Origin of the sequence: Nitrospirillum iridis, from assembly GCF_014205765.1 — a bacterium.
GTDB classification, from domain to species: domain Bacteria; phylum Pseudomonadota; class Alphaproteobacteria; order Azospirillales; family Azospirillaceae; genus Nitrospirillum; species Nitrospirillum iridis.
Genome location: NZ_JACIIZ010000019.1, coordinates 90,906 through 113,017 on the forward strand (window position 1 = coordinate 90,906; position 22,112 = coordinate 113,017).

The 22,112-nt window shown below is 68.5% G+C and carries 18 protein-coding genes and 1 rRNA gene; 14 read left to right on the top strand and 5 right to left on the bottom strand.

Annotation, left to right across the window (positions count from 1 at the left end):
• Positions 1–114: 114 nt before the first annotated feature.
• The gene (locus tag FHS74_RS26440; protein WP_184807255.1) at positions 115–1,452 is read left to right on the top strand and encodes a hypothetical protein; all 1,338 of its coding nucleotides are present in this window, start codon (positions 115–117) and stop codon (positions 1,450–1,452) included.
• Positions 1,453–1,514: 62 nt separating this feature from the next.
• Here the strand turns inward: FHS74_RS26440 and FHS74_RS26445 are convergent, their stop codons facing one another.
• Both FHS74_RS26445 and mutY read right to left on the bottom strand, forming a co-directional pair.
• On the bottom strand, positions 1,515–2,246 hold the full coding sequence (locus FHS74_RS26445) for a DUF1194 domain-containing protein (protein ID WP_184807256.1): 732 nt from the start codon (positions 2,244–2,246) through the stop codon (positions 1,515–1,517).
• 45 nt (positions 2,247–2,291) lie between these two features.
• Positions 2,292–3,389, bottom strand: a complete 1,098-nt coding sequence (mutY, locus tag FHS74_RS26450; protein WP_184807257.1) for an A/G-specific adenine glycosylase — start codon at positions 3,387–3,389, stop codon at positions 2,292–2,294.
• Between the two features lie 123 nt (positions 3,390–3,512).
• Between mutY and FHS74_RS26455 the strand changes: the two genes are divergently transcribed.
• The 13 genes from FHS74_RS26455 to FHS74_RS26515 all read left to right on the top strand — a co-directional run bounded on the left by FHS74_RS26455 (position 3,513) and on the right by FHS74_RS26515 (position 19,591).
• Entirely contained in the window at positions 3,513–4,043 is a 531-nt protein-coding gene (locus tag FHS74_RS26455; RefSeq protein ID WP_184807258.1) for a DUF721 domain-containing protein, read from the top strand.
• Between the two features lie 72 nt (positions 4,044–4,115).
• Positions 4,116–4,799, top strand: coding sequence for a thioredoxin domain-containing protein (locus FHS74_RS26460; RefSeq protein WP_184807259.1), 684 nt, complete (start codon positions 4,116–4,118; stop codon positions 4,797–4,799).
• Positions 4,800–4,906: 107 nt separating this feature from the next.
• Complete coding sequence (locus FHS74_RS26465; RefSeq protein WP_184807260.1) at positions 4,907–5,599, top strand: thioredoxin domain-containing protein; 693 nt, start codon at positions 4,907–4,909, stop codon at positions 5,597–5,599.
• A gap of 15 nt (positions 5,600–5,614) precedes the next feature.
• The gene (smc, locus tag FHS74_RS26470) at positions 5,615–9,154 is read left to right on the top strand and encodes a chromosome segregation protein SMC (RefSeq protein ID WP_184807261.1); all 3,540 of its coding nucleotides are present in this window, start codon (positions 5,615–5,617) and stop codon (positions 9,152–9,154) included.
• A gap of 176 nt (positions 9,155–9,330) precedes the next feature.
• Positions 9,331–9,834, top strand: a complete 504-nt coding sequence (locus FHS74_RS26475; protein WP_184807262.1) for a hypothetical protein — start codon at positions 9,331–9,333, stop codon at positions 9,832–9,834.
• Positions 9,835–10,190: 356 nt separating this feature from the next.
• Positions 10,191–10,628, top strand: a complete 438-nt coding sequence (locus tag FHS74_RS26480; protein WP_184807263.1) for a CBS domain-containing protein — start codon at positions 10,191–10,193, stop codon at positions 10,626–10,628.
• A gap of 267 nt (positions 10,629–10,895) precedes the next feature.
• Positions 10,896–11,621 (top strand): glutathione S-transferase N-terminal domain-containing protein, encoded by a 726-nt coding sequence (locus FHS74_RS26485; RefSeq protein ID WP_184807264.1) that lies wholly within the window; start codon positions 10,896–10,898, stop codon positions 11,619–11,621.
• A gap of 186 nt (positions 11,622–11,807) precedes the next feature.
• The gene (locus FHS74_RS26490) at positions 11,808–12,734 is read left to right on the top strand and encodes a DUF3034 family protein (protein ID WP_211106570.1); all 927 of its coding nucleotides are present in this window, start codon (positions 11,808–11,810) and stop codon (positions 12,732–12,734) included.
• A gap of 4 nt (positions 12,735–12,738) precedes the next feature.
• Entirely contained in the window at positions 12,739–13,284 is a 546-nt protein-coding gene (locus FHS74_RS26495) for a group I truncated hemoglobin (RefSeq protein ID WP_184807265.1), read from the top strand.
• A gap of 816 nt (positions 13,285–14,100) precedes the next feature.
• Positions 14,101–16,047, top strand: coding sequence for a PrkA family serine protein kinase (locus tag FHS74_RS26500; RefSeq protein WP_184807266.1), 1,947 nt, complete (start codon positions 14,101–14,103; stop codon positions 16,045–16,047).
• A 197-nt stretch (positions 16,048–16,244) separates the two neighbouring features.
• Entirely contained in the window at positions 16,245–17,570 is a 1,326-nt protein-coding gene (locus FHS74_RS26505) for a YeaH/YhbH family protein (RefSeq protein WP_184807280.1), read from the top strand.
• Positions 17,571–17,653: 83 nt separating this feature from the next.
• Positions 17,654–19,171: a SpoVR family protein gene (locus FHS74_RS26510; RefSeq protein ID WP_184807281.1), complete on the top strand. Its 1,518-nt coding sequence runs from the start codon at positions 17,654–17,656 to the stop codon at positions 19,169–19,171.
• 225 nt (positions 19,172–19,396) lie between these two features.
• On the top strand, positions 19,397–19,591 hold the full coding sequence (locus FHS74_RS26515) for a hypothetical protein (RefSeq protein WP_040842430.1): 195 nt from the start codon (positions 19,397–19,399) through the stop codon (positions 19,589–19,591).
• A gap of 56 nt (positions 19,592–19,647) precedes the next feature.
• Here FHS74_RS26515 and FHS74_RS31040 read toward each other — a convergent pair whose 3' ends face one another.
• The 3 genes from FHS74_RS31040 to FHS74_RS26530 form a co-directional block, all read right to left on the bottom strand.
• Positions 19,648–21,264 (bottom strand): tetratricopeptide repeat protein, encoded by a 1,617-nt coding sequence (locus FHS74_RS31040; protein ID WP_184807267.1) that lies wholly within the window; start codon positions 21,262–21,264, stop codon positions 19,648–19,650.
• A gap of 93 nt (positions 21,265–21,357) precedes the next feature.
• Entirely contained in the window at positions 21,358–21,774 is a 417-nt protein-coding gene (locus FHS74_RS26525) for a VOC family protein (RefSeq protein WP_184807282.1), read from the bottom strand.
• A gap of 239 nt (positions 21,775–22,013) precedes the next feature.
• A 23S ribosomal RNA gene (locus tag FHS74_RS26530) occupies positions 22,014–22,112 on the bottom strand; the annotation flags it as partial.

The window sequence follows — 22,112 nt, forward strand, 5'->3', positions numbered from 1 at the left end:
AGAGCGCGCACGGACAGGCCTGCGGCGCGAGCGCGCATGCCCCTTGAATGATGCCATGCCGTGTCCTAGGGTCCCGTCGCACCCATGGGTTTCATTTAGGATAGACGCAGCCCCGTGTCCCGATTCACCGCCCGTCTGCTTGCCGCCGGCACCGCTCTGGTCCTGGCCGGTACCGCCATTGCCCAGACCACGCCCCAATCGGGCCAACCCCAGGCGGACCAACCCTCCGGGACCCAGCCGCCAGCCGGTGGATCTGATGGCGGTGGCCTGATCCTGCCGGGTGCCATCACCTCGGGCTCCAGCGTGGCGGCCCCCCAGCAGGCGCCGGCGGCCAGCCCCGCCACAGGCCCGGCGGCCGGCCCCAGCGCCGCGCCGCGCCAGGCGCCCGTCCAGGGCCCGGCCGCCAGCTCCGCCGCCCCCGCGGCGCCGTCCAAGGTGGGCACGGTCACCGGCACCTGGCAGGTGGCCCCGCAGGTCTATTCCGACGGCAGCTTCAAGCTGTGCGAGGCGCAGGCCAGCTTCGACAATGGCCTGGCGCTGGTCTTCCTGGCCCTGCCTGTGCCCGCGGCGGAGCAGCAGGCGAAGAAGCTGCCGCCCAAGATCATCAACCTGGTGATCGGCGTGCCCGGCGCCAACATGCAACCCGGCCCCGGCCCCGCCATCAAGCTGAGGCTGGACGGCAAGCTGGAACAGGCCCGCGGTTCGCAGGTGATCCAGCCCAACGCCATCATGACCGGCTTCGACCCGGCCGACGCCAACTTCACCAAGGCGCTGGCCACGGCGAACAAGCTGGAGGTGGCCAGCCCCAATGACACCGCCACCTTCGTGCTGAAGGGCGGCACCAAGGCGTTCAAGGACCTGAACGCCTGTATCGACCAGGCTGTGGCCGGCAAACTGCAACTGCCCGCCCCGCCGCCCGCCATCCCGCCGGCCTTCGCCGCCCTGCTGATCGATGCCGGGCTGAAGGACGCGCACCCCCTGCCGGTGGACAAGATGTCGCCGCAGGAACGTCCCGGCGATTTCGCCTGGGCCATCCAGAAGGATGTCATCGGCTCACTGCGCTCGGTGGGCCTGAAGCCCGAGGCCGGTGACCTGGAGAAGGTGACGCAGAACTACCTGGACAGCCTGTCCAAGGCCTGTCAGGGCACCTACACCCCGACCAAGGGCAAGCTGGAAAAGCTGCTGCAGATCGACATGCAGACCGGCTCCGCCAACTGCAAGACGGACAAGGGTGAGTTCTACGCCAACCTGATCCTGTACCTGACCAAGGACAGGCAGCTGTTCATCATCTCGCACGAGGCGCCGATCGCGTCCAAGGCCGTGGCCGACAACGCCGGCAACGCCATCGCCGGCGTGCTGCGCAAGAAGGCGAACGAGCCGCCGCCGGCCGAGGGCGCCCAGCAGCCAGCCCAGGGCCCCCGCCCCGCCGCCGGACCACGCAAGCAGCAGTAAGCAGCCATCTTATCAGGCTGTAACGACGGGAGGGGCCAACACCCCTCCCGTTTTTGTTTTGCCTACACCACTTCCTTGACCAGCTTGGACAGGAAGGCGTCGGCGAAGGCGTGGCGGTTGGCGGCGGCGATGACGAAGGCATCCTCCCCCGCCACGACGTTCTCGCGGTAGTAGGGTTCCAGCCAGTCGTACTCGTCCAGGATGACCAGGCCGTTGACGCCCACGCCGGCGGCCTGGGCATGCGCCCGGGCGGAGCGCGGGTCGATGCCGCCATTGTTGAAGCCGTTGCTGACCAGATCGATGGTCCGCCGGTCGGGGGTGTAGGGGCAGGCGTCCAGCTGATGCACCGCCTGGACGATGCAGTCACCCAACGCGGTGTTTCCGCCCATGGCGACACCGGGGGCGGCATCAATCCGGTCGGCCAGGGCCAGGGCGTCCTGGGTGGTGGACAGCAAGGTCCAGGGAACCAGCGTGGTCAGGGTGCCGGGCCCGGAGAACAGGGCCAGCTGCACCGCCACCTTGGCCTTGGGACCCGCGACCAGCGCCTGATGCACCGCCTTGTCGCGGAAGGCCGCGGCATGGCCGCGCAACTGGAAGTCCAGCATGACCTGGGAAATGCTGGCCGAGCTGTCGACCGCCATCACCAGCGCCAAATCCACCGGCGTGCCGCCGGGCCGCGCCCAGGCCCCACCCGGCATGGCGGGCGCCGCCAGCGACGCCGCCATGCCGGCCAGCAACGCGCGCCGCGTGGGGGTGCGCCGCACTTGGGCCCCCGTGCTCACATCTTGTCCCATCTGGTCCAGGTCCCAAGGAGAAGGTGCAGGCACACCCGTCGAGGATCAGGCCTTGCCGCCGCCCCGCGCCCAGGTGACAACCTTGCGCATGACGGTGGGCAGGGCCTGGTCATGGAAATCGGCGGGGGCGCACCATACGCCTTCCACCGCCGTCCCCTCATCGTCCAGGTGGCCGCGAACGACGGTAAGTTCCAGGTGAAAGTGGGTGAATGTATGGCGGACGATGCCGGGCAGACGCTGCCAGTCGGCCGCCGCCGGCGCCCAGCGCAGGGCCCGGCTGTAGGCGAGCTCCGCCCCCGGTTCCCAGGCGCTGGACGGCACCTCCATCATGCCGCCCAGCAGGCCCGATTCGGGCCGGCGGCGCAGCAGCACCTGGCCCTTGGCGTTGGTCAGCCAGAAGGCGACACCCCGGCGGGTGGGCTTGGCCGCCTTTTCCGCCTTGATCGGCAGCAGCTCCGCCAAGCCGTCGCGCCGGCCCCGGCAGGACGCCATCCATGGGCACAGCACACAGCGCGGCGCCCGGGGGCCGCATAGGGTGGCGCCCAGATCGAACAGCGCCTGAGTGTAGTCGCCCGGCCGCTTCGGGGGCACCAAGGCGGCGGCCAGGGCCTTCAGCGTCGGCTTGGATCCCGGCAGCGGGTCGGTCACGGCGTGGATGCGGGCCATCACCCGTTCGACGTTGCCGTCCATGGCGGTGGCCGGCCGGTCGAAGGCGATGGCGGCGATGGCGGCGGCGGTATAGGCGCCGATGCCGGGCAGATCCAGCAACGCCGCCTCATCCGCCGGGAAGCGGCCTCCGTGCCGGTCCACCACCGCCTTGGCGCAGGCGTGCAGGTTGCGGGCACGGGCGTAATAGCCAAGGCCGGCCCATTCCTTCAGCACCGCGTCCAACTCCACCGCCGCCAGGTCGGCCACGGTGGGCCAACGCGCCAGGAAGCGCTGGAAATAGGGGCCGACGGTGGCCACCGTCGTCTGCTGCAGCATGATTTCCGACAGCCAGACATGGTAAGGATCGGCCTTGGTCCCCGGGGCGGCGCGCCACGGCAGGTGGCGGCGATGGGCATCGTACCAGGCCAGCAGGTCGGCCGGCGCCGGCGCCGGCAGATCGGCGCCTGATGTCGTGGATGCGGCTGCGACGATCATTGTCTGGTCAAGGCCCCTTGCGGCATGGTTGAACTGTCCCGGGCGCCCGCGCCCGGTCGCCGGGCATCGCCGTCCCAAGCGGATACGCCCGCCCCGCAACTGTTTCAAGGTCGACAGCGCCCCATGCCCGGCCCCCGCCCCATCGGCCGCCACCTGAACGCCATCGCCGGCAAGGCGCTGGGCCCCCATGGCCCCGCCTTCGCCACGCTGCTGGCCGAATGGGACGCCATCGTCGGCCCCCGCCTGGCCAGCGTGGCCCTGCCGCTGAAACTGCAATTCCCCAAGGGCCGGCAGGACGACGCCGTGCTGCACCTGGGCGTGGCCGGGCCGGCCGCCCTGTTCATCCAGCACGAGGAACCACAGATTCTGCAACGGCTGAACGGCTTCTTCGGCTTTCGCGCCGTCGCCCGGCTCAAGCTGTTCCAGGCGCCGCCGGCCACCAACCGCCGCAATCGCGACCGGCCGGCGCCCGTGCCGCGCCGCCTGTCGGCGGGGGAGGCGGCGGCACTGGAAAACCAGACGGGCGGCGTGGCGGACGAAGGCCTGCGCGAGGCGCTGGCCAGCCTGGGGCGCGCCATCATGGCGACAGAAAGGCCTGGCCCCCTGAACCCCGCGCGTCCCCCGCCCGCCCCCGCGGGCGGCCCGAAGCGATAGCCCTTGGAGGCGGCTTGCCGGGCCCCGGCGCCGCCCCCTATAGTCACTACAGTTGGTATCGGAGGAACTAAGGTGAACCTACATCTGCGTAATTCGCTGGCCGCCGCCGTGGTGGCCGCCGGGGCCATGACCGGGCTGCTGACGGCCGGCGGCGCGTCCGCCCAGACGGCACCGGCCCCCGCCGCCGTCACCATCGACGTCGCCGCGGCCACATCGCCCCGCGTCCTGGGCAACCCCAAGGCGCCCATCGTGGTTGAGGAATACGCCTCGTTCACCTGCCCGCATTGCGCCCATTTCGAGGAGGCCTTCCTGCCGCAGCTGAAGGCCGACTTCATCGACACCGGCCAGGTGCAGCTGGTGTTCCATGACTTCCCCCTGGACCAGTTGGCCTTCGCCGCCGAAATGGCCGCCCGCTGCCTGCCGGCCGACCGCTACACGGCGGCCAAGGGCCTGATCTTCAAGAACCAGCAGACCTGGGAACACGCCGACGATCCGCTGAAGGCCCTGCAGCAGACCCTGCGCCTGGGCGGCATGACCGACGCGCTGTTCACCGCCTGCCTCAGCAACCGCCCGCTGCAGGACTTCATCACCCAGAGCCGGCTGGACGCTTCGCAGAAGCTGGGCGTGGACGGCACGCCGACCTTCTTCGTGAAGAAGGGCGACACCACCGTGGAAAAGATCGACAACCTGCGTGAATACAGCCAGTTGGTGGACGCGCTGGTGAAGGCCGGCGCCAAGCGGCCGGCCGGCAAGTAAGGCGTTTGTCACCCTGGTGGGGCCGCCTGGCGCGGCGGGCGGCCCCACCAGGCATCCATGAGCGGACGGCCGACAGGATGATGGAGGGGATGATGGGGCGGCGTGACGTGCACAAAAGGGTCTTGGGCCTGGGGGCGGCGCTGTTGTCCCTGTCTGTCGTCCTGCCCGCGTCCCACGCCTTCGCCCAGGCGGCGACGCTGGGGGGCCCCGCCCCCGGCGGCGTGACCATCGACGTGGCCGCCGCCACCGCCCCCCGCACGCTGGGCAAGCCCGACGCGCCGGTGGTGATCGAGGAGTTCGCCTCCCTCTCCTGCCCGCACTGCGCCCATTTCGAGGAAACGATGCTGCCCCGCCTGAAGGCGGAGTTCATCGACGCGGGCCAAGTGCTGTTCGTCTTCCATGACACGCCCACCAACCGTGTGGGCTATATGGCCCACCTGGCCACCCGCTGCCTGCCGGCGGCCCGCTACAATGACGCCCGCAGCCTGCTGTTCAGCACCCAGGCGCAATGGCTGGGCGCCAAGGATCCGGAGACGGGCCTGAAGGACATGATGGCCATGGTGGGCCTGCCCGGCCCCGCCTATGACGCCTGCACCAGCAGCCGGCCGCTGCAGGACTACGTGGCGAAAAGCAGCCAGGAAGCGACCGAGCAGAACATCGAGAAGACGCCCACCGTCATCATCCGCAAGGGTGGCAAGGAAGTGGCGCGCATCGCCGGCCCCGACAGCTACGACAGCCTGGCCGCCGCCCTGGTCAAGGCCGGTGCCAAGCCGCCCGCCAAGAAGCCCCCCGTCAATTAAGAAGTAAGTTCCCCCGTGCAATTCACCAAGCTCCGCATCTCCGGCTTCAAGTCCTTCGTGGACCCCACCGAGCTCGTCATCGAGCCCGGGATGACCGGCATCGTCGGCCCCAACGGTTGCGGCAAGTCCAACCTGGTGGAAGCGTTGCGCTGGGCCATGGGCGAGACCTCGGCCAAGAAGATGCGCGGCGAGGATATGGACGACGTCATCTTCGGCGGCACGGCCACCCGGCCGGCCCGCAACCTGTGCGAAGTCGTCCTGCACCTGGACAGCCCCAACCTGACGGCCGGCACGCCAGGGGTGAAGCCCGACTCGGTCCAGGCGGAGATGGAGATCAGCCGCAAGCTGGAGCGGGGCGCCGGCTCCGACTACCGGATCAACGGCCGGCCGGCACGCGCCCGCGACGTGCAGCTGCTGCTGGCCGACAACGCCTCGGGCGCCCATTCCCCGGCGCTGGTCAGCCAGGGCCGCGTCGGCGCCCTGATCAACGCCAAGCCGGGCGACCGCCGCCAGCTGCTGGAGGAGGCGGCCGGCATCACCGGCCTGCATTCCCGCCGGCATGAGGCGGAACTGAAGCTGAAGGCGGCGGAAACCAACCTGACGCGCCTGGACGACGTGGTCGTCACCATGGACGCGCAGTTGCAGAACCTGCGCAAGCAAGCCCGGCAGGCCGCTCGCTACCGCAGCATCTCCGACCATATCCGCCGGGCCGAGGCCTTGCTGCTGCACCTGCGCTGGAGCACGGCCACCGCCCAGGTGGCCCTGGCGCGCGGCGGCTTCGACAAGGCGGAGGAGGCGGTGCGCGGCCTGATGCTGGCCGTCACCCAAGCCACCACCAAACGCACCGACCTGGCCGCCAGCCTGCCGCCCAAGCGCCAGGCGGAAGCGGAGGCGGCGGCGGCCCTGCAGCGCCTGCTGGTGGCACGCGAGCAGCTGGACGCGGAAGAGCGCCGCGCCACCGAGGCGCTGGCCACCCTGCAACGCCGCCTGGCCCAGATCGAGGGCGACCTTGCCCGCGAAAAGGACTTGGCCGCCGACGCCGACCGGGCGCTGGCCCGGCTGGCGGAAGAGCGCCAGGCCATCGCCGCCGCGCAGGCCGACGAGACGGAGCAGGAGGAGATCGCCCGGGCGCGCCTGGAGGAGATCCGCGACGCCGTGGCGAACCTGGACGCCGAACTGGCCACCGCCACCGAACGCCTGGCCGCCGACGAAGCCAAGCGCGCCCAGATCCAGCGCCAGGCCCAGGATTTGGACCAACGGCTGGCCACCCTCCGCCGTCGCATCGAGGAACACCAGGCCCAGAAGGCGGAGTTGGAGCGCCAGCGGGCCGCCCGTGACGATCTGGGCGAAGCCGAGGAGGCGATCGGCCTGGCCGAGGAGCGACTGGACCTGGCCAAAGGGACGGCGGAGGAAGCGGAAACCGCCAAGGCCGAGGCCGAACGGGCCGCGCACGCCGCCCGCGCGCTGGGCACGCAGGAGCAGGCGACCGCCCGCGACGCCCTGCAACGCGCCGAGGGCGACCGCGCCCGCCTGACGGCGGAGGCGGACGCCATCACCCGCTTGCTGAAAGCCGGGGCCGGCGACCTGTTTCCGCCCCTGGTGGACGCCCTGACCGTGGCCAAGGGCTATGAGCAGGCCCTGGCCGCAGCACTGGGCGATGCCCTGACCGCCCCCTTGGACGAGGCGGCATCGGTCCATTGGCGCGCCTTTCCCGCCCTGGCGACCGTGGCCCCCCTGCCCGCCGGTGCCGAGCCGCTGGCGGCCAAGGTGAAGGCGCCGGCGGCGCTGGACCGTTGTCTGGCCCATGTCGGCATCGTCGCCGACAGCGCCACCGGGGCCCAGTTGGCGCCTGGCCTGGCGCCGGGGCAGATCCTGGTGACCCGCGATGGCGCCGCCTGGCGCTGGGACGGCCACTGCATCGCCGCTGGCGCCCCCACCGCCGCCGCCGAACGCCTGCGCCAGCGCAACCGCCTGACAGAACTGGCGCAGGAAATCGCCGAGGCCGACGCCGTGGTGGCCGAGGCGCGCGCCGCGCACGAGGCGGTGAAGGACGCGGCGGAGGAGCGCGTAAGCCTGGCGCTCCGCGCCGTGGACCAGGCGGCGGGCCGGGATCGCGCCGCCCGCGACGCCGTCAGCGCCGCCTTCCGCGCCGTGGCCGACGCCCGCGGCGCCCATGCCCGCGTGGCCCAGGCCGCCGCGGCGCTGGCCAGCCGCCTGGCCGCCCTGGCCGAGAGCCTGGACCAGATGGCGGCCGACCAGGAGGATTTGCAGGAACGCTGGGCCGAGGCCCGCGCCACCCTGGAGGAACTGCCGCCCCCCGGCGAGGGGCGGGAACAGATCGCGGAGGCCCGGCTGCGCCTGGTGGAGGCGCGCGGCACCCAGGCGGAGGCGCAGAACGCCCTGGACCGGCTGCAGCGCGAGGCGGAGGACCGCCGCCGCCGGCTGGACGGCATCGTCCACGAGGAAACCTCCTGGCGCCAGCGCCGCGATGGCACCGGCGGCCGCCTGGCGGAATTGACGGAGCGCGCCGATGAGACCCGCGAGGAACAGGAGCGCCTGGCCGAACGCCCGGCCGAGATCGAGCAGGAGCGCCTGACCCTTGTCGACCTGATCCATGAGGCGCAGCGGGTGCGCACCCGCGCCGGCGACGATCTGGCGGCGGCGGAAGGCGAGCTGACCACGGCGGAGCGTACCCTGAAGGAGGCCGAGAACGGCCTGGCCGACGCCCGCGAAGCCCGCGCCCATGCCGAGGCCGCCGTGGGTGCCGCCCATCAGCACCTGGACACGGTGAAGGAGCGCATCGCCGAGCGCCTGGATTGCCCGCCGGAGCAGGCGCTGGCCCTGGCCGGCCTGGATGAGGGCGAGCCCCTGCCCGAGGCCCACGCCGTGGAACAGCGCCTGGGCCGGCTGGAGGCGGAACGCGACAACATGGGCCCGGTCAACCTGCGCGCCGAACAGGAGGTGCAGGAGCTGGATGAACAGATCGGCGTGATGAAGACGGAGCGGGAGGATCTGGTGTCCGCCATCGCCCGCCTGCGCCAGGGCATCTCCGGCCTGAACAAGGAGGCGCGGGAGCGTCTGCTGGCCGCTTTCCACAAGGTGGATGGCCATTTCCAGGAGATGTTCACCCAGCTGTTCGGCGGCGGCCGCGCCCAGCTGAAGCTGACCGACACCGAGGATCCACTGGACGCCGGCCTGGAAATCTACGCCAGCCCGCCGGGCAAGAAGCTGCAGATCCTGTCGCTGCTGTCCGGTGGCGAGCAGGCGCTGACCGCCATCGCCCTGCTGTTCGCCGTGTTCCTGTGCAACCCGGCCCCCATCTGCGTGCTGGACGAGGTGGACGCGCCGCTGGACGAGGCCAATGTCGGGCGTTTCTGCGACTTGGTGGAAGAGATGGCGCGGGCGGGCCATACCCGCTTCCTCATCATCAGCCATCACCGCCTGACCATGTCGCGCATGGATCGGCTGTTCGGCGTCACCATGGCGGAACGCGGCGTATCGCAGCTGGTGTCGGTGGACCTCTCCACCGCCGAGGAATTGCAGGCGGCGGAATAGGCCGCTTCCGCCGCCGCCCCCGCGACAACTGGCGCGTTAACCGCTTCAGGCCGGCCCTGGCGGTCAAGCCCGCGCTGCACTATCTTAAGGGGGAAGGACCCGGGGCAGGGTCCCGGCGGTTGGGGCTTGTTCAATCCGGCGGCAACAGCCGAACCGGAAGCGTGAGGGAGACTGAAATGCGGTACCGTTCCTTGGCACTCGCGGCGATCGGCCTGTTGGCTGTGGCCGGTTGCGCCACCAACCCCGACGCCGACCAGGCGGCGTATGCCCAGCGCGCCCTGATCGGCATGCCGAAGCAGACCCTGCTGTCCTGCGCCGGTGTGCCCACCCGCCAGACGGCGGTCGACAACCTGGAATATTACACCTATTCCAGCGACAGCCTGCAAACCCGCATGGGCCCGTCCTACTGGGGCGGCTTTGGCGGCGGCCCTTGGCATCGCGGCTACTGGGGCGGCGCCGATTGGGGCGGCAGCACCGAGGTTTCTTCCCGCAACTGCAGCGCCACCTTCACCCTGAAGAATGGCACCGTGCAGCAGCTGGTCTACGGCAGCTCCACCGACGGCCCGGCCGCCCGGCTGGCGCAGTGCTACGCCATCGTGCAGAACTGCCTGCCGCTGGTGCCGCATCCGGGTCCGGCGCCCACGGCCGCCGCCACCGGCGTGGGCGACCACGCGCGCTGACATCCACGGTCTTCCGCCAGATCGTTGCCAACCCGGAAAGATCTTTGATTTCAGGGGGGGCAATCGTCTTGCCGCAGCGCTGATCTCCTGACCTATGCTTAAGGCCCGGCCCCGCGCCGGGCCGATGCTCGTTTGCACCATTGCGGACGCGGCGCAACATGACGTTTGATAGGTCCCGGAAGGAGGGGCCACCAGTCGTGGCCCGCTTCCGAAGGGGGCGGTTACCGGCCGATAGAAGCCGGCGCTGGTTTCCTTGGCAATGATCCACTGGGCACGCGGGAGACCGGCCCTGGGAAGGCCGGCTGTCGGGCAAAAACCCATACCTGCGGTCCCCGTGATGAACGGGAGAAGCGCCTATGCATGTTTCCGGCATCCTGAAGACGAAAGACGGCAGCGCCATCATCAGCGCCAAACCGGATGACACCATCGAAACGGTGGTGGCCCTGCTGGCCGCCCACCGCATTGGCGCCGTGCTGGCGCTGGAACCCGACGGCGGCGTGGCCGGCATCATTTCGGAACGCGACATCGTGCGCGGATTGGCCACCCATGGCCCCGCCGTGCTGAACCAACATGTATCCGACCTGATGACCCGCAAGGTCCTGGGCTGCGCGCCGGACGACAGCGTCTCCTCCATCATGACGCGGATGACGGAAGGCCGCTTCCGCCACATGCCGGTGATCGACAAGGGCAAGCTGGTCGGCTTCATCAGCATCGGCGACGTGGTGAAGTTCCGCCTGGCGGAAGCCACCCATGAGGTGGAGAGCATGCGGGTCTACGTGGCCGGCGGCTTCTGACGCGGCGGGGTCATCGGCCGAAGCGTGGGAAAGCGCCACCACCCTGCGGACAGCCGCGGGCGGCGGGCAAGCGTTCGGGCCCGGGCCGGGACTAGCCTTGCGCCGGCCTGGGTTTCCGAAAGAGGCAAGCGGGCCGCTGTGTGACGACCGTCGCAGCGGCCCGTTCGTCATTTCGGAACCCTGCCCGCGCGGCCGGCCCCAAGGCGGAGGCACCACCCCGATAGGGGGCAGCGCCGCCGTCCCCGTCCCCCAGCGAAAGCCGCCCCCATGACCGCGACCGATCCCGCCCAGAACCATCCCGGCGCCATCGACCTTTACGCCTGGCCCACCCCCAACGGCTATAAGATCTCCATCGCGCTGGAGGAGATGGGGCTGCCCTACACGGTGCATCCGGTGGACATCGGCGGCGGCGATCAGTTCAAGCCCGACTTCCTGGCCATCAGTCCCAACAACCGCATGCCGGCGATCGTCGACCCGCACGGTCCCAATGGGCAGCCGCTGTCCCTGTTCGAGTCCGGCGCCATCCTGATCTATCTGGCGGAAAAGACCGGGCAATTCCGCCCCGCCGATCCCGCCGCCTGGTATGGCCACGTCCAGTGGCTGATGTGGCAGATGGGCGGCGTTGGCCCCATGTTCGGCCAGGCCGGCCACTTCCGTCACTACGCGCCCGAACGCATCCAGTACGGTATCGACCGCTACACCAACGAAGGCCGTCGCCTGATCCGGGTGGCCAACACCCAGTTGGCCAAGACGGAGTATCTGGCGGGCGACTATGGCATCGCCGACATGGCGACGTTCCCCTGGCTGCGCCTGCACGACCGCTATGACATCGACCTGGCCGACTTCCCCCATGTGAAGCGCTGGATCGACGCCGTGGCCGCCCGCCCCGCCGTTCAGCGCGGCCTGCTCCTGCTGGCGGACAAGGTCCGGCCGGCCAGCCAGGCCATGGACGACAAGGCGCGCGAGAACCTGTTCGGCGCCAGGCAACGCTGAGAGACCCCACCCCATCCTGCCCCCCCGTATCGGGGCTTCCGCATGGCGGCGCCTTGACCATGGCGGCCGGGAAGCCATCTACCTTCCCGCCGTCGCTCATCCGGATCGATGGCGGGAGTTGGGGGCGAGTGGGGCGTGATGTTCCTGCAACGGTTTTGGGGACGGTTTTGGGGACGGCTTTGTCGGGTGCGGCGAGCGCGTCGAGTCGCGCCATGGGCGGGTGCCGCACTGCTGGGCGTGGGCCTCACCGGGGCGGGACTGCCCGCCAGGGCCGCCACGGTCGGCCGCCCGGAAGGCGCGACCTTCAGCGGCAAGCTGATCGCCACCGGCGGCGTCACCCAGGTGGAGGGGGCGGCCGGAGGCGGCCTGACGCCCTGGGCCGTCATCGGCGGTGGCGGCACGCGGGAGGAGGTGGGCGCCACCGCCTTCTTCACCGCCGTGCGCACCCACGATTACGGCATGGACGCCTACGGCGCCCTGATCGGCCTGTGGGATCGGGTGGAGCTGTCCATCGCCCAGGACCGCTTCGACACCCAGGCCATCGGCGGCGCCCTGGGGCTGGGTAAGGGCTACGCCTTCACCAGCACGGTCGCCGGCCTGAAGGTGCGGATGGCGGGCGACGCGGTCTATGACCAGGATAGCTGGATGCCCCAGGTGGCCTTGGGCGCCCAGTACAAGTCCAACAACCGCGGCGCCCTGGTGAAGGCGCTGGGCGCCCGCGACGATCAGGGTGTCGACCTTTATGCCAGCGCCACCAAGCTCCTGCTGGCGCAAAGCCTGCTGTTGAGCGGCACACTGCGCCTGACCAAGGCCAACCAGACGGGCTTGCTGGGCTTCGGCGGCGGCGATGACGACTATCATGCGGAACTGGAGGGCAGCGCCGCCTTGCTGCTGGACCGCCATCTGGTGGCGGGCGTGGAGTATCGCATGAAGCCCAACACCCTGGCCCGCGCCAATCCCGGGCTGGCGCCGGAGGACGACTGGTATGACGCCTTCGTCGCCTGGCTGCCGACCCGGAACCTGGCCGTCACCCTGGCGTATGTGAACCTGGGCCGGGTGGTGACACCCACACGGCAGAACGCCGTCTACCTGTCCCTGCAGGCGGGGTTCTGACGCCATGGCCCGCCTGACGATCCCCACATTGCTTTTGGCCGCCATCCTGGCCGGCCCGCTGGCTGGCTGCGCCGCCGGCCCCTCCCCCGACCTGTATCAGACCTTCGGCGGCCAGCCGGGGGTCGTGGCCCTGGTGGACGACCTCATGGACGGGATGATGCGCAATCCCGACCTCCATCCCTATTTCGTCAACGCCAACCGCCGGCACATCAAGGCCGAGCTGGCGGCCCAGTTTTGCGTCACCTTGGGCGGCCCCTGCGTTTACAAGGGCATGGACATGAAGATGGCCCATGCCCGTTACGGCATCGGCGACCATGAATTCAACGCCTTGGTGGAGGAATTGCAGGAGGCCATGGACAGACGCGGGATCCCCTACGCCGCGCAGAACCGCCTCCTGGCCATGCTGGCACCCTACCGGAACGACATGGTCCATCCCGCCCCACCGCCCCGCGCCCGGCCCCCCCTGACCATCGCGCCCAACGCCGTGCGTGTGCCGGAAGGGGTGCCGGAGGGGGCGTCCACGACCAAGGAAACGCCACCCGCACCGTGACTCCGCCCACATATGCGGCAATTGCCCAAGCGGGCGGCAGCCCCCACCGTTCGGCCAATCGCCAGCCGAAATCCACTCACCGATGGATAGATAGGCTAGCGCTAGCCCCTGGTGGTGGTTTAGCATCTATCCATAGCAGGGTCGCCCCCTGACAGCTCTTGCCGGACGTCTCGGCGGCAAGTCTCAGAAGCGGCCAGGACCCGCCGATCGGTCCCATCTAACCAGGGCCGGTGCGGCCAAAAAGATGTATTCCCCACCTTGGCATTAACGATTTGGTGAGGGCTTGTCCCCCACCCTGCCCGAAGGGAATACTTATAATGACACCGTCAACGCGCCGGTCGCGGGGCATACCCTGGGCTTAGGCCGTTTGGCGGAGGGACGCGTGGTGTCAGGCGCCGCCGGTCGGGCCTGGGGAAAAGCGGAAGGGCGCGCATGGCCTTCGGGCCGGCCCTGTTGGAACAGATGGTACGGCCAGGGCCCGATCGGGCTGGACGGTCGCACCCAACACCGCATGATCACTGAAAAAATCAAGGGACCGCCCTTATTCCGTCACGGTCGCCGACCAATATCTTAATCAAGTCCGAGGCATTCGGGTTTTAGGGAGACAAGGCAACGACAGGTGACGCCGCAGGCCACGCGCCAAGCCCATCCTTGAGGATGTGGTCGATCTGGTACGGAACTTGCCTCCCTGTGTATCGTTGCGAGGTAGTACCCCGTTCGAACGGGGTTTTAGGTAAGAGCCGTCGCGGCCCCCGTCAGCCCGGGACCGCCGTTCGAGTTGCCTGATAGGCCTGATCCTTCTGAAAGGGTGAGCCCATGCCGAAGTCGACCGATCTGTTCACGACCTTCGCCCAAAGCTACGAGGCGCGCCGCGAAGTGGCGATGTCGTTGCAGGAATACCTTGAGGGGTGCCGCGACGACCCGATGATGTTCGCCAGCGCGCCCGAGCGTCTGCTGGCCGCCATCGGCGAGCCGGAGGTGGTGGACACCGCCAAGGACAGCCGTCTGTCCCGCGTTTTCATGAACCGCACCATCAAGATCTATCCCGCCTTCGCCGAGTTCTACGGCATGGAGGAGACGATCGAGCGCATCGTCGGCTTCTTCCGACATGCCGCCCAGGGTCTGGAGGAACGCAAGCAGATCCTGTACCTGCTGGGCCCGGTGGGCGGCGGCAAATCCTCGCTGGCGGAGCGTCTGAAGGCCCTGATGGAGGACCAGCCCATCTATGTGCTGAAGGCCGGCGACCAGCTGAGCCCGGTGTTCGAAAGCCCGCTGGGGCTGTTCGACCCCGGCACCATGGGCGACGCGCTGGAGGAGCGCTACGGCATCCCCCGGCGCCGGCTGACCGGCCTGGTCAGCCCCTGGGCCATCAAACGCCTGGACGAGTTCGCGGGGGACATCACCCGCTTCAAGGTGGTGAAGGTGCGCCCCTCGCGCCTGCGCCAGATCGCCGTCTCCAAGACGGAGCCGGGTGACGAGAACAACCAGGACATCTCCTCCCTGGTCGGCAAGGTCGATATCCGCAAGCTGGAGATGTTCCAGCAGAACGATCCCGACGCCTACAGCTACTCCGGCGGCCTCAACCGGGCGAACCAGGGCTTGCTTGAATTCGTCGAGATGTTCAAGGCCCCCATCAAGATGCTGCATCCCCTGCTGACCGCGACGCAGGAGGGCAACTACATCGGCACGGAGAACATCGGCGCCCTGCCCTTCACCGGCATCATCATGGCCCACTCCAACGAGTCCGAGTGGCAGAGCTTCAAGAACAACAAGAACAACGAGGCCTTCATCGACCGCATCTGCGTGGTCAAGGTCCCCTACAGCCTGCGCGTGACGGAAGAGCAGCGCATCTATGAGAAGCTGATCGGCGGGTCCGAACTGGCCAAGTCGCCTTGCGCCCCCGGCACCATGGAGATGCTGGCCCGCTTCACCGTCCTGTCGCGCCTGCGCGAGCATGAGAACTCCAACCTGTTCTCCAAGATGCGGGTCTATGACGGCGAAAGCCTGAAGGAAACGGACCCCAAGGCCCGTACCTTGCAGGAATACAAGGACGCCGCCGGCGTGGACGAGGGCATGAACGGCATCTCCACCCGCTTCGCCTTCAAGGTGCTGGCCAGCACCTTCAATTACGACACCGTGGAGGTGGCGGCCGATCCGGTGCACCTGATGTACGTGCTGGAACAGGCCATCCGGCGGGAGCAATTCCCGGACGAGACGGAAAAGCGCTACATCGAATTCATCAAGGCCGAGCTGGCGCCGCGGTATGCGGAGTTCATCGGCTATGAAATCCAAAAGGCCTACCTCGAGTCCTACCACGATTATGGCCAGAACCTGTTCGACCGGTACGTCGACTATGCCGACGCCTGGATTGAGGATCAGGACTTCAAGGATCCCGATACCGGCCAGTTGATGAACCGGGACCTGCTGAACCAGGAGCTGACCAAGATCGAGAAGCCGGCGGGCATCGCCAACCCCAAGGACTTCCGCAACGAGGTGGTGAAGTTCGTGCTGCGGGCGCGGGCGGCCAACGCCGGCCGCAATCCCAGCTGGACCTCTTATGAAAAGCTGCGCCTGGTCATAGAACGGCGTATGTTCAGCCAGGTGGAAGAGTTGCTGCCGGTGATCAGCTTCGGCAGCAAGAAGGACGGCGAGACGGAGAAGAAGCATCACGAATTCGTCGAGCGCATGGTGGATCGCGGCTATACCGAGCGTCAGGTGCGCCGGTTGGTCGAGTGGTACATGCGGGTGAAGCAGGCGGGCTGATGCGGCCCGGACCCGGCCTCACCGGCCGGGTCCACCCGCGATTTCCCCCCGCGCTTGCACGCGGAACAGACACCACCCCCTCCCGGCTTGTCACCGGTGGCGCTCCCCCGAACCGGTCCCCGTAATGGGCGCCGGTCCGCTGGTGTCGCCGCCGGGGTCACCCCCGGGACTGGGGCACGGGGGAGTAAGGCATGTCGATGATCATTGTCGATCGCCGCAGTAATCCCAAGGGCAAGAGCCTTGCCAACCGCCAGCGATTCATCCGCCGCGCCAAGGAGCAAATCCTGCGCGCCGTGAATGGCGCGTCCAGCAGCCGCCGTATCAAGGATGTCGAGAGCGGCGCCGATATCGCCATTCCGACCGGGGGCATCGCCGAACCCACCTTCCGACGGTCGGCCCAGGGGGGTATCCGCGACCATGTCGTCCCCGGCAACAAGGAATTCATGGAGGGCGACACCATCGCCAAGCCGCCGGGGGGCGCGGGCGGCGGGCGGGGCAATGAAGGCAGTGCCGACGGCGGTGGCGAGGATGAGTTCCGCTTCGTCCTGACGCGGGAGGAGTTCATGGACCTCTTCATGGAGGACCTGGAACTGCCCGACCTGGCCAAGCGCAAGCTGAAGGCGGCGGACGCCGTGCTGTGGCAGCGGGCCGGATATTCCGTCTCGGGCTCGCCCACCAACCTCAACCTGGTGCGCACCATGCGCAACAGCCTGTCCCGCCGCATCGCCCTGAAACGTCCGAAGTCGGACGAGATGCTGGCGCTGGAGGCCGAGATCGCGGAGCTGGAAGCCCATCCGGGCCAGGACCCGGACCGGCTGATGGCGCTGCGCGGCCTGCTGGAACGCCAGGTGTTGCGGGCCAAGCGCATCCCCTACATCGACCCCATCGATGTCCGCTACAACCGCTTCACCGCCATCCCCAAGCCGGCGGCCCAGGCGGTGATGTTCTGCCTGATGGACGTGTCGGGCTCCATGACCGAGCACATGAAGGACCTGGCCAAGCGCTTCTTCATGCTGCTCTATCTTTTCCTCACCCGCCGCTACAAGCAGGTGGAGGTGGTGTTCATCCGCCACACCCATGAGGCGGAGGAGGTGGACGAGGACACCTTCTTCCATTCCACCGAGACCGGCGGCACCATGGTGTCGACCGCCTTGGAGGAGATGAAGCGCATCATCAAGGAGCGCTATCCCGTCTCCGACTGGAACATCTACGGCGCCCAGGCGTCGGACGGCGACAACACCACCAGCGATGGCGGGCGCACCGCCGCCCTGCTGCAGAACGACTTGCTGCCCGCCTGCCAGTACTACGCCTATGTCGAGGTGGGATCCGACCCCGACGCCATGCCCGCCGGCTTCGCCACCCACGCCCGCGAAACCGACCTGTGGCGCACCTACAAGCAGGTCACCGGCACCGAGACGCCGTTCGTCATGAAGAAGGTCCGCCACCGGCGGGAAATCTATCCGGTATTCCGTGAGCTGTTCGCCCGCGACGGCGCGAAACAGACGGAGGAGGCCACGCCTTGACACCAGCCACCGCTGACCGCCTGAAGAAGCCTGCCCATAAAGCCGAGCCTGGGGAAAAGGCGCCGCCGCCGGATGACAGCCGGCTGCTCTATACCGGGGCCGACTGGGATTACGACACCATCAAGCGGTGCCACGACGCCATCCAGGACATCGCGCTGAACGAGCTGGGCCTGGACGTCTATCCCAACCAGATCGAGGTCATCACCTCCGAGCAGATGCTGGACGCCTACGCCTCCATCGGAATGCCCCTGCTCTACCGGCACTGGTCCTTCGGCAAGCATTTCGCCCGGGACGAGGCCATGTACCGCCGCGGCATGCGCGGCTTGGCCTATGAGATCGTCATCAATTCCAGCCCCTGCATCAGCTACATCATGGAGGAGAACTCCATCACCATGCAGGCGCTGGTCATCGCCCACGCGGCGTTCGGCCATAACCACTTCTTCAAGAACAACTACCTGTTCCAGCAGTGGACGGACGCCGAAGGCATCCTGGGCTATCTGGACTTCGCCAAATCCTATATCGCCCGGTGCGAGGAGCGGTACGGCCAGCAACTGGTGGAACGCACCCTGGATGCCGCGCACGCCCTGATGAACCAAGGCATCCACCGCTACCCCCGCCGCCGCCTGGATCTGCAGTCCGAGGCCCGGCGGGAGCAGGAGCGGCACGAAATGCAGCGTCAGCTGTACAACGATCTCTGGCGCACGGTGCCGGCCAAGAAGGGCCAGAAGGCGCCATCGGACGAGGAGCGGCGCCGGGCCCTGCTGGACCTGCCGGAGGAGAACATCCTCTATTTCCTGGAGAAGAAAGCGCCGCGCCTAGCCAACTGGCAGCGCGAGGTGCTGCGCATCGTCCGCCACGTGGCGCAGTACTTCTCCCCCCAGCGCCAGACCAAGGTGATGAACGAGGGCTGCGCCACCTACACGCACTATCGCATCATGACCCGGCTGCATGAGACCGGGCGCATCAGCGATGGCGCCTACCTGGAGTTCCTGCACTCCCACACCGCGGTGGTGTTCCAGCCGGCGTTCGACGACCCGCGCTATTCCGGCATCAACCCCTATGCTCTGGGGTTCGCCATGATGCAGGACATCGAGCGCATCGCCACCAACCCGACGGAGGAGGACCGCGCCTGGTTCCCCGGCTACGCCGGCAGCGGCGACGCCATGGCGGCGTTGCGCGACGCCTGGGCCAACTACCGCGATGAAAGCTTCATCCTGCAGTATCTGAGCCCGCACCTGATGCGCAAGATGCGGCTGTTCCACCTGCATGACGACAGCGACGAGTCGGTCTATCGCGTCAACGCCATCCATGACGAACGCGGCTACCGCCGTGTGCGCCAGCAGTTGGCGGCGCAATACGATTTCTCGTCCCTCGATCCCGACATCCAGATCGCCGACGTGGACCTGGCCGGCGACCGCCGCCTGATCCTGGAACACCGCGTGCAGAACGGCGTGCTGCTGGCGGAGGAGGATGCGAAGTCCGTGCTGCAGCACGTCGCCAACCTGTGGGGGTACGACGTGATGCTGGTGGAGAACGACAATGACGGGAAAACCCTGCGCAAGCTGACGGTCCCCGCCCGGACGGTGCTGCTGGCGGAGTGACCATCCCTCCCTCGTGACGGAAAGCGGGCTGGAACCGGCGTGGTTCCGGCCCGTTTCATGTCGGCCCCTTCATGTCGGCCCCCCCCCGGGGCGATGGCGCGCCGGCCACCGATTTGTCATATCGCAGATGCGAAATCGCCCTGGTTATGCCATGCTGCATCGCGATATTATCTGGGTAACCCCAATGGGGTGCAGATCGCCAACCTCTCGAGAGAGCCAACCCCGATGTCGACCCTGGAACTGGATCCCGCCTTCGTCGCCGCTTGCGAAGCGCACGGGCTGGACCCGCAGAAGACCAACATGTTCCTGCTGGAATGCGCCGTTCAGGGGCGTGAGCCTTCGAAGGTCTCCATGTTCGAGCTGGACCGCCAGCCGTCGGACCTGTGGGCCAAGGTGCGCAAATTGAATCGCGCCGCCTGACACAAGCGGACAGCGTCGTCGAAAAAGCCGCCGGGCCCAGGCCCGCGCGGCTTTTTTCATGGCCGGGGCCAGACGGCCACCGCCGCCGCCACCCTGGACAGCACGCCGGCCCAATCGCCCGGCATCTCCTGCCGGAACTGGCGCAAGGTCGGGTACCAAGGGCTGTCGTCCCGGCCTCGCAACCAGCGCCAGTCACTGTCGAAGCGGTTCAACAGCCAGACCGGACGACCCAACGCGCCCGCCAGATGGACGATCGATGTGTCGACGCTGATCACCAGGTCCAGCGACTGGATCAACGCCGCGGTGTCGGCGAAGTCCGAGACCGCGCCCATACGGTCGATGACGCCATCCGGCAGGCCGCCGGCGGCGTCCGGATCCTTTTGCAGGCTGTGGAAGGTCACCCCTGGGCAGGCGGCCACCAAAGCCTCGACCTGGGTCCGCGTCAGCGAGCGGCGGCGGTCCGGCTTGTAGGTGGGGTTTCCGGCCCAGGCCAGCCCCACACGTGGACCAGGCCCCGTATCCACCGGGGCCGCCGCCGGGGCGGTGAGATAGGGCACGTCGGCCGGCACGGTCTCCAGCCGCGTATCCAGCGCCAGCGGCAGGGTCATCAGGGGACAATGCAGGTCGAATTCCGGGAGCGGGGTCCCCCGGGCGATGATCTCGACCTCTGCCGCCGCCGTCAGGGCCGGCGAATCCCGCAGCAGGCGCAGCAAGGCCTGCGGCACCTCGACCACCACCCGGCGACAGCGGGCCGCCGCCAGGGGAATGTATCGGCAGAACTGCAGGGTGTCGCCGAAGCCCTGTTCGGCATGCAGTAACAGGGTGGCCTGCGGCACCGGCTCGCCCCGCCAGGTCTTCTGCGGGAAAGGCCGCCGGTGGGGGCGAAAGTCGGGGCTGGCCCAGCGCCACTCATAGAGGGCCCAGCCTCGGGCGTAATCGCCCAGCCCCAGCCAGGCCAGGCTCAGATTGTACCGCGCCTCGGCATAGCGGGGGTCGACCGCCAGCGCCGCCTGATAGCCGGCGATGGCGCCATCCATGTCGCCCAGCGCCTTGCAGGCGCTGCCCAGGTTGTTATGCGCCTCCACCAACCGGGGGTTGAGGGTCAACGCGGCACGGTAAAGGGCGACGGCGTCGGCCGTCCGCCCCTGCTCCAGCAGCACGTTGCCCAGATTGTAGAGGGCCTCGGGATAGGCCGGCTTCAGCGCCAGGGCCTGGCGGTACGCCGCCTCCGCCCCCACCAAGTCCTCCCGCTGGCGCAGCACATTGCCGAGGTTGCTGTGCGCCTCGGCGAAGCTGGGGCGCAGGGCCAGGGCATGGCGGTATTCGGCCTCCGCCTCCTCCCAGCGGCCATGGTGGCGCAGCACGTTGCCCAGGTTGCTGTGGGCGTCGGCGTTGTCGGGGCGCAGCGTGATGGCGCGGCGATAGGCCGCCTCCGCCTCCTCCATCCGGCCCAGCTTGGCCAACGCGATACCCAGGTTGCCATGCATCGCGCTGTCATCCGGCTTCAGCGCCAGGGCCTCGCCGATCAGCTCGGCGGCGATGGCGGACTGTCCCCGCGCCTGCGCCACCAACCCAAGCACGTGCAGGAAGGCGGGCTGGCGCGGGTCCAGGCCCAGGGCCCGCCGGCAGGCGGCCTCGACCCCGGCCAGGTCGCCCGCATGAAAGCCGGCCACCACCTGGTTGTAATCGACGGTGCTGATCTTCGGGCCCTCTCCTAACGCGCCTGGGATTACACGGTCATGCCGGGGAAACCGGGCGGCCCGCCCTCACGGTTCCCCCCAGTAATTGCCGAAGGTCCAAACATGGCCTTCCAGGTCACGGGCGACATATTCGCGGGCGCCATAGCCGGTGTCGTGCAGGTCGGTCAGGATTTCCGCCCCGGCGGCGCGGGCCTGGGCGCAGTGGGCGTCCACATCGCTGAGGGCCACGCACACGCCCTGGTTCAGACCGTTCAGCACCAGGGGGCTGTGCATGCCGTAACGGTCGACGGGATTGTCCGGGCCCAGCATGAGCAGATCGTCGCCCAACCTCAGCTGGGCATGGACTACACGGCCGCGCTCATCCTTGGCCACGAAATGCCGCGTGAGACCAAAGGCGGCGCATAGCCAATCGACGGCGGCCGCTGGGTCCTCATAGCGCAGCAAGGGAAAGAATTTAGGCGAACGGCGCACAGTATCAGGCATTGGGGTCATGTAACCGCCCTTGGGGGTGCAGGACGGACACCGATCCTGCGGCAAGGCGAATGGTAGCCTGACGTCAGCAGCCGCCGGAACAATACCCAAGGTTAACTGTACGACAGCAATAAGCCCGCCCCCTTTCAGGGGCGGGCTTATTGCAATTGTGATGAGGTCTTGAATTAAACCCGTATACCGCACCAAGCGCTTGCGCACGGGATTACCGTTGCGCGCGGCGCCGTTAAGGAGTGATCAAGCCGGACGAGCGATTAGTATGGCTTAGCTTCACGCGTTGCCGCGCTTCCACATGCCACCTATTGACGTGCTGGTCTAGCACGGCTCTTCAG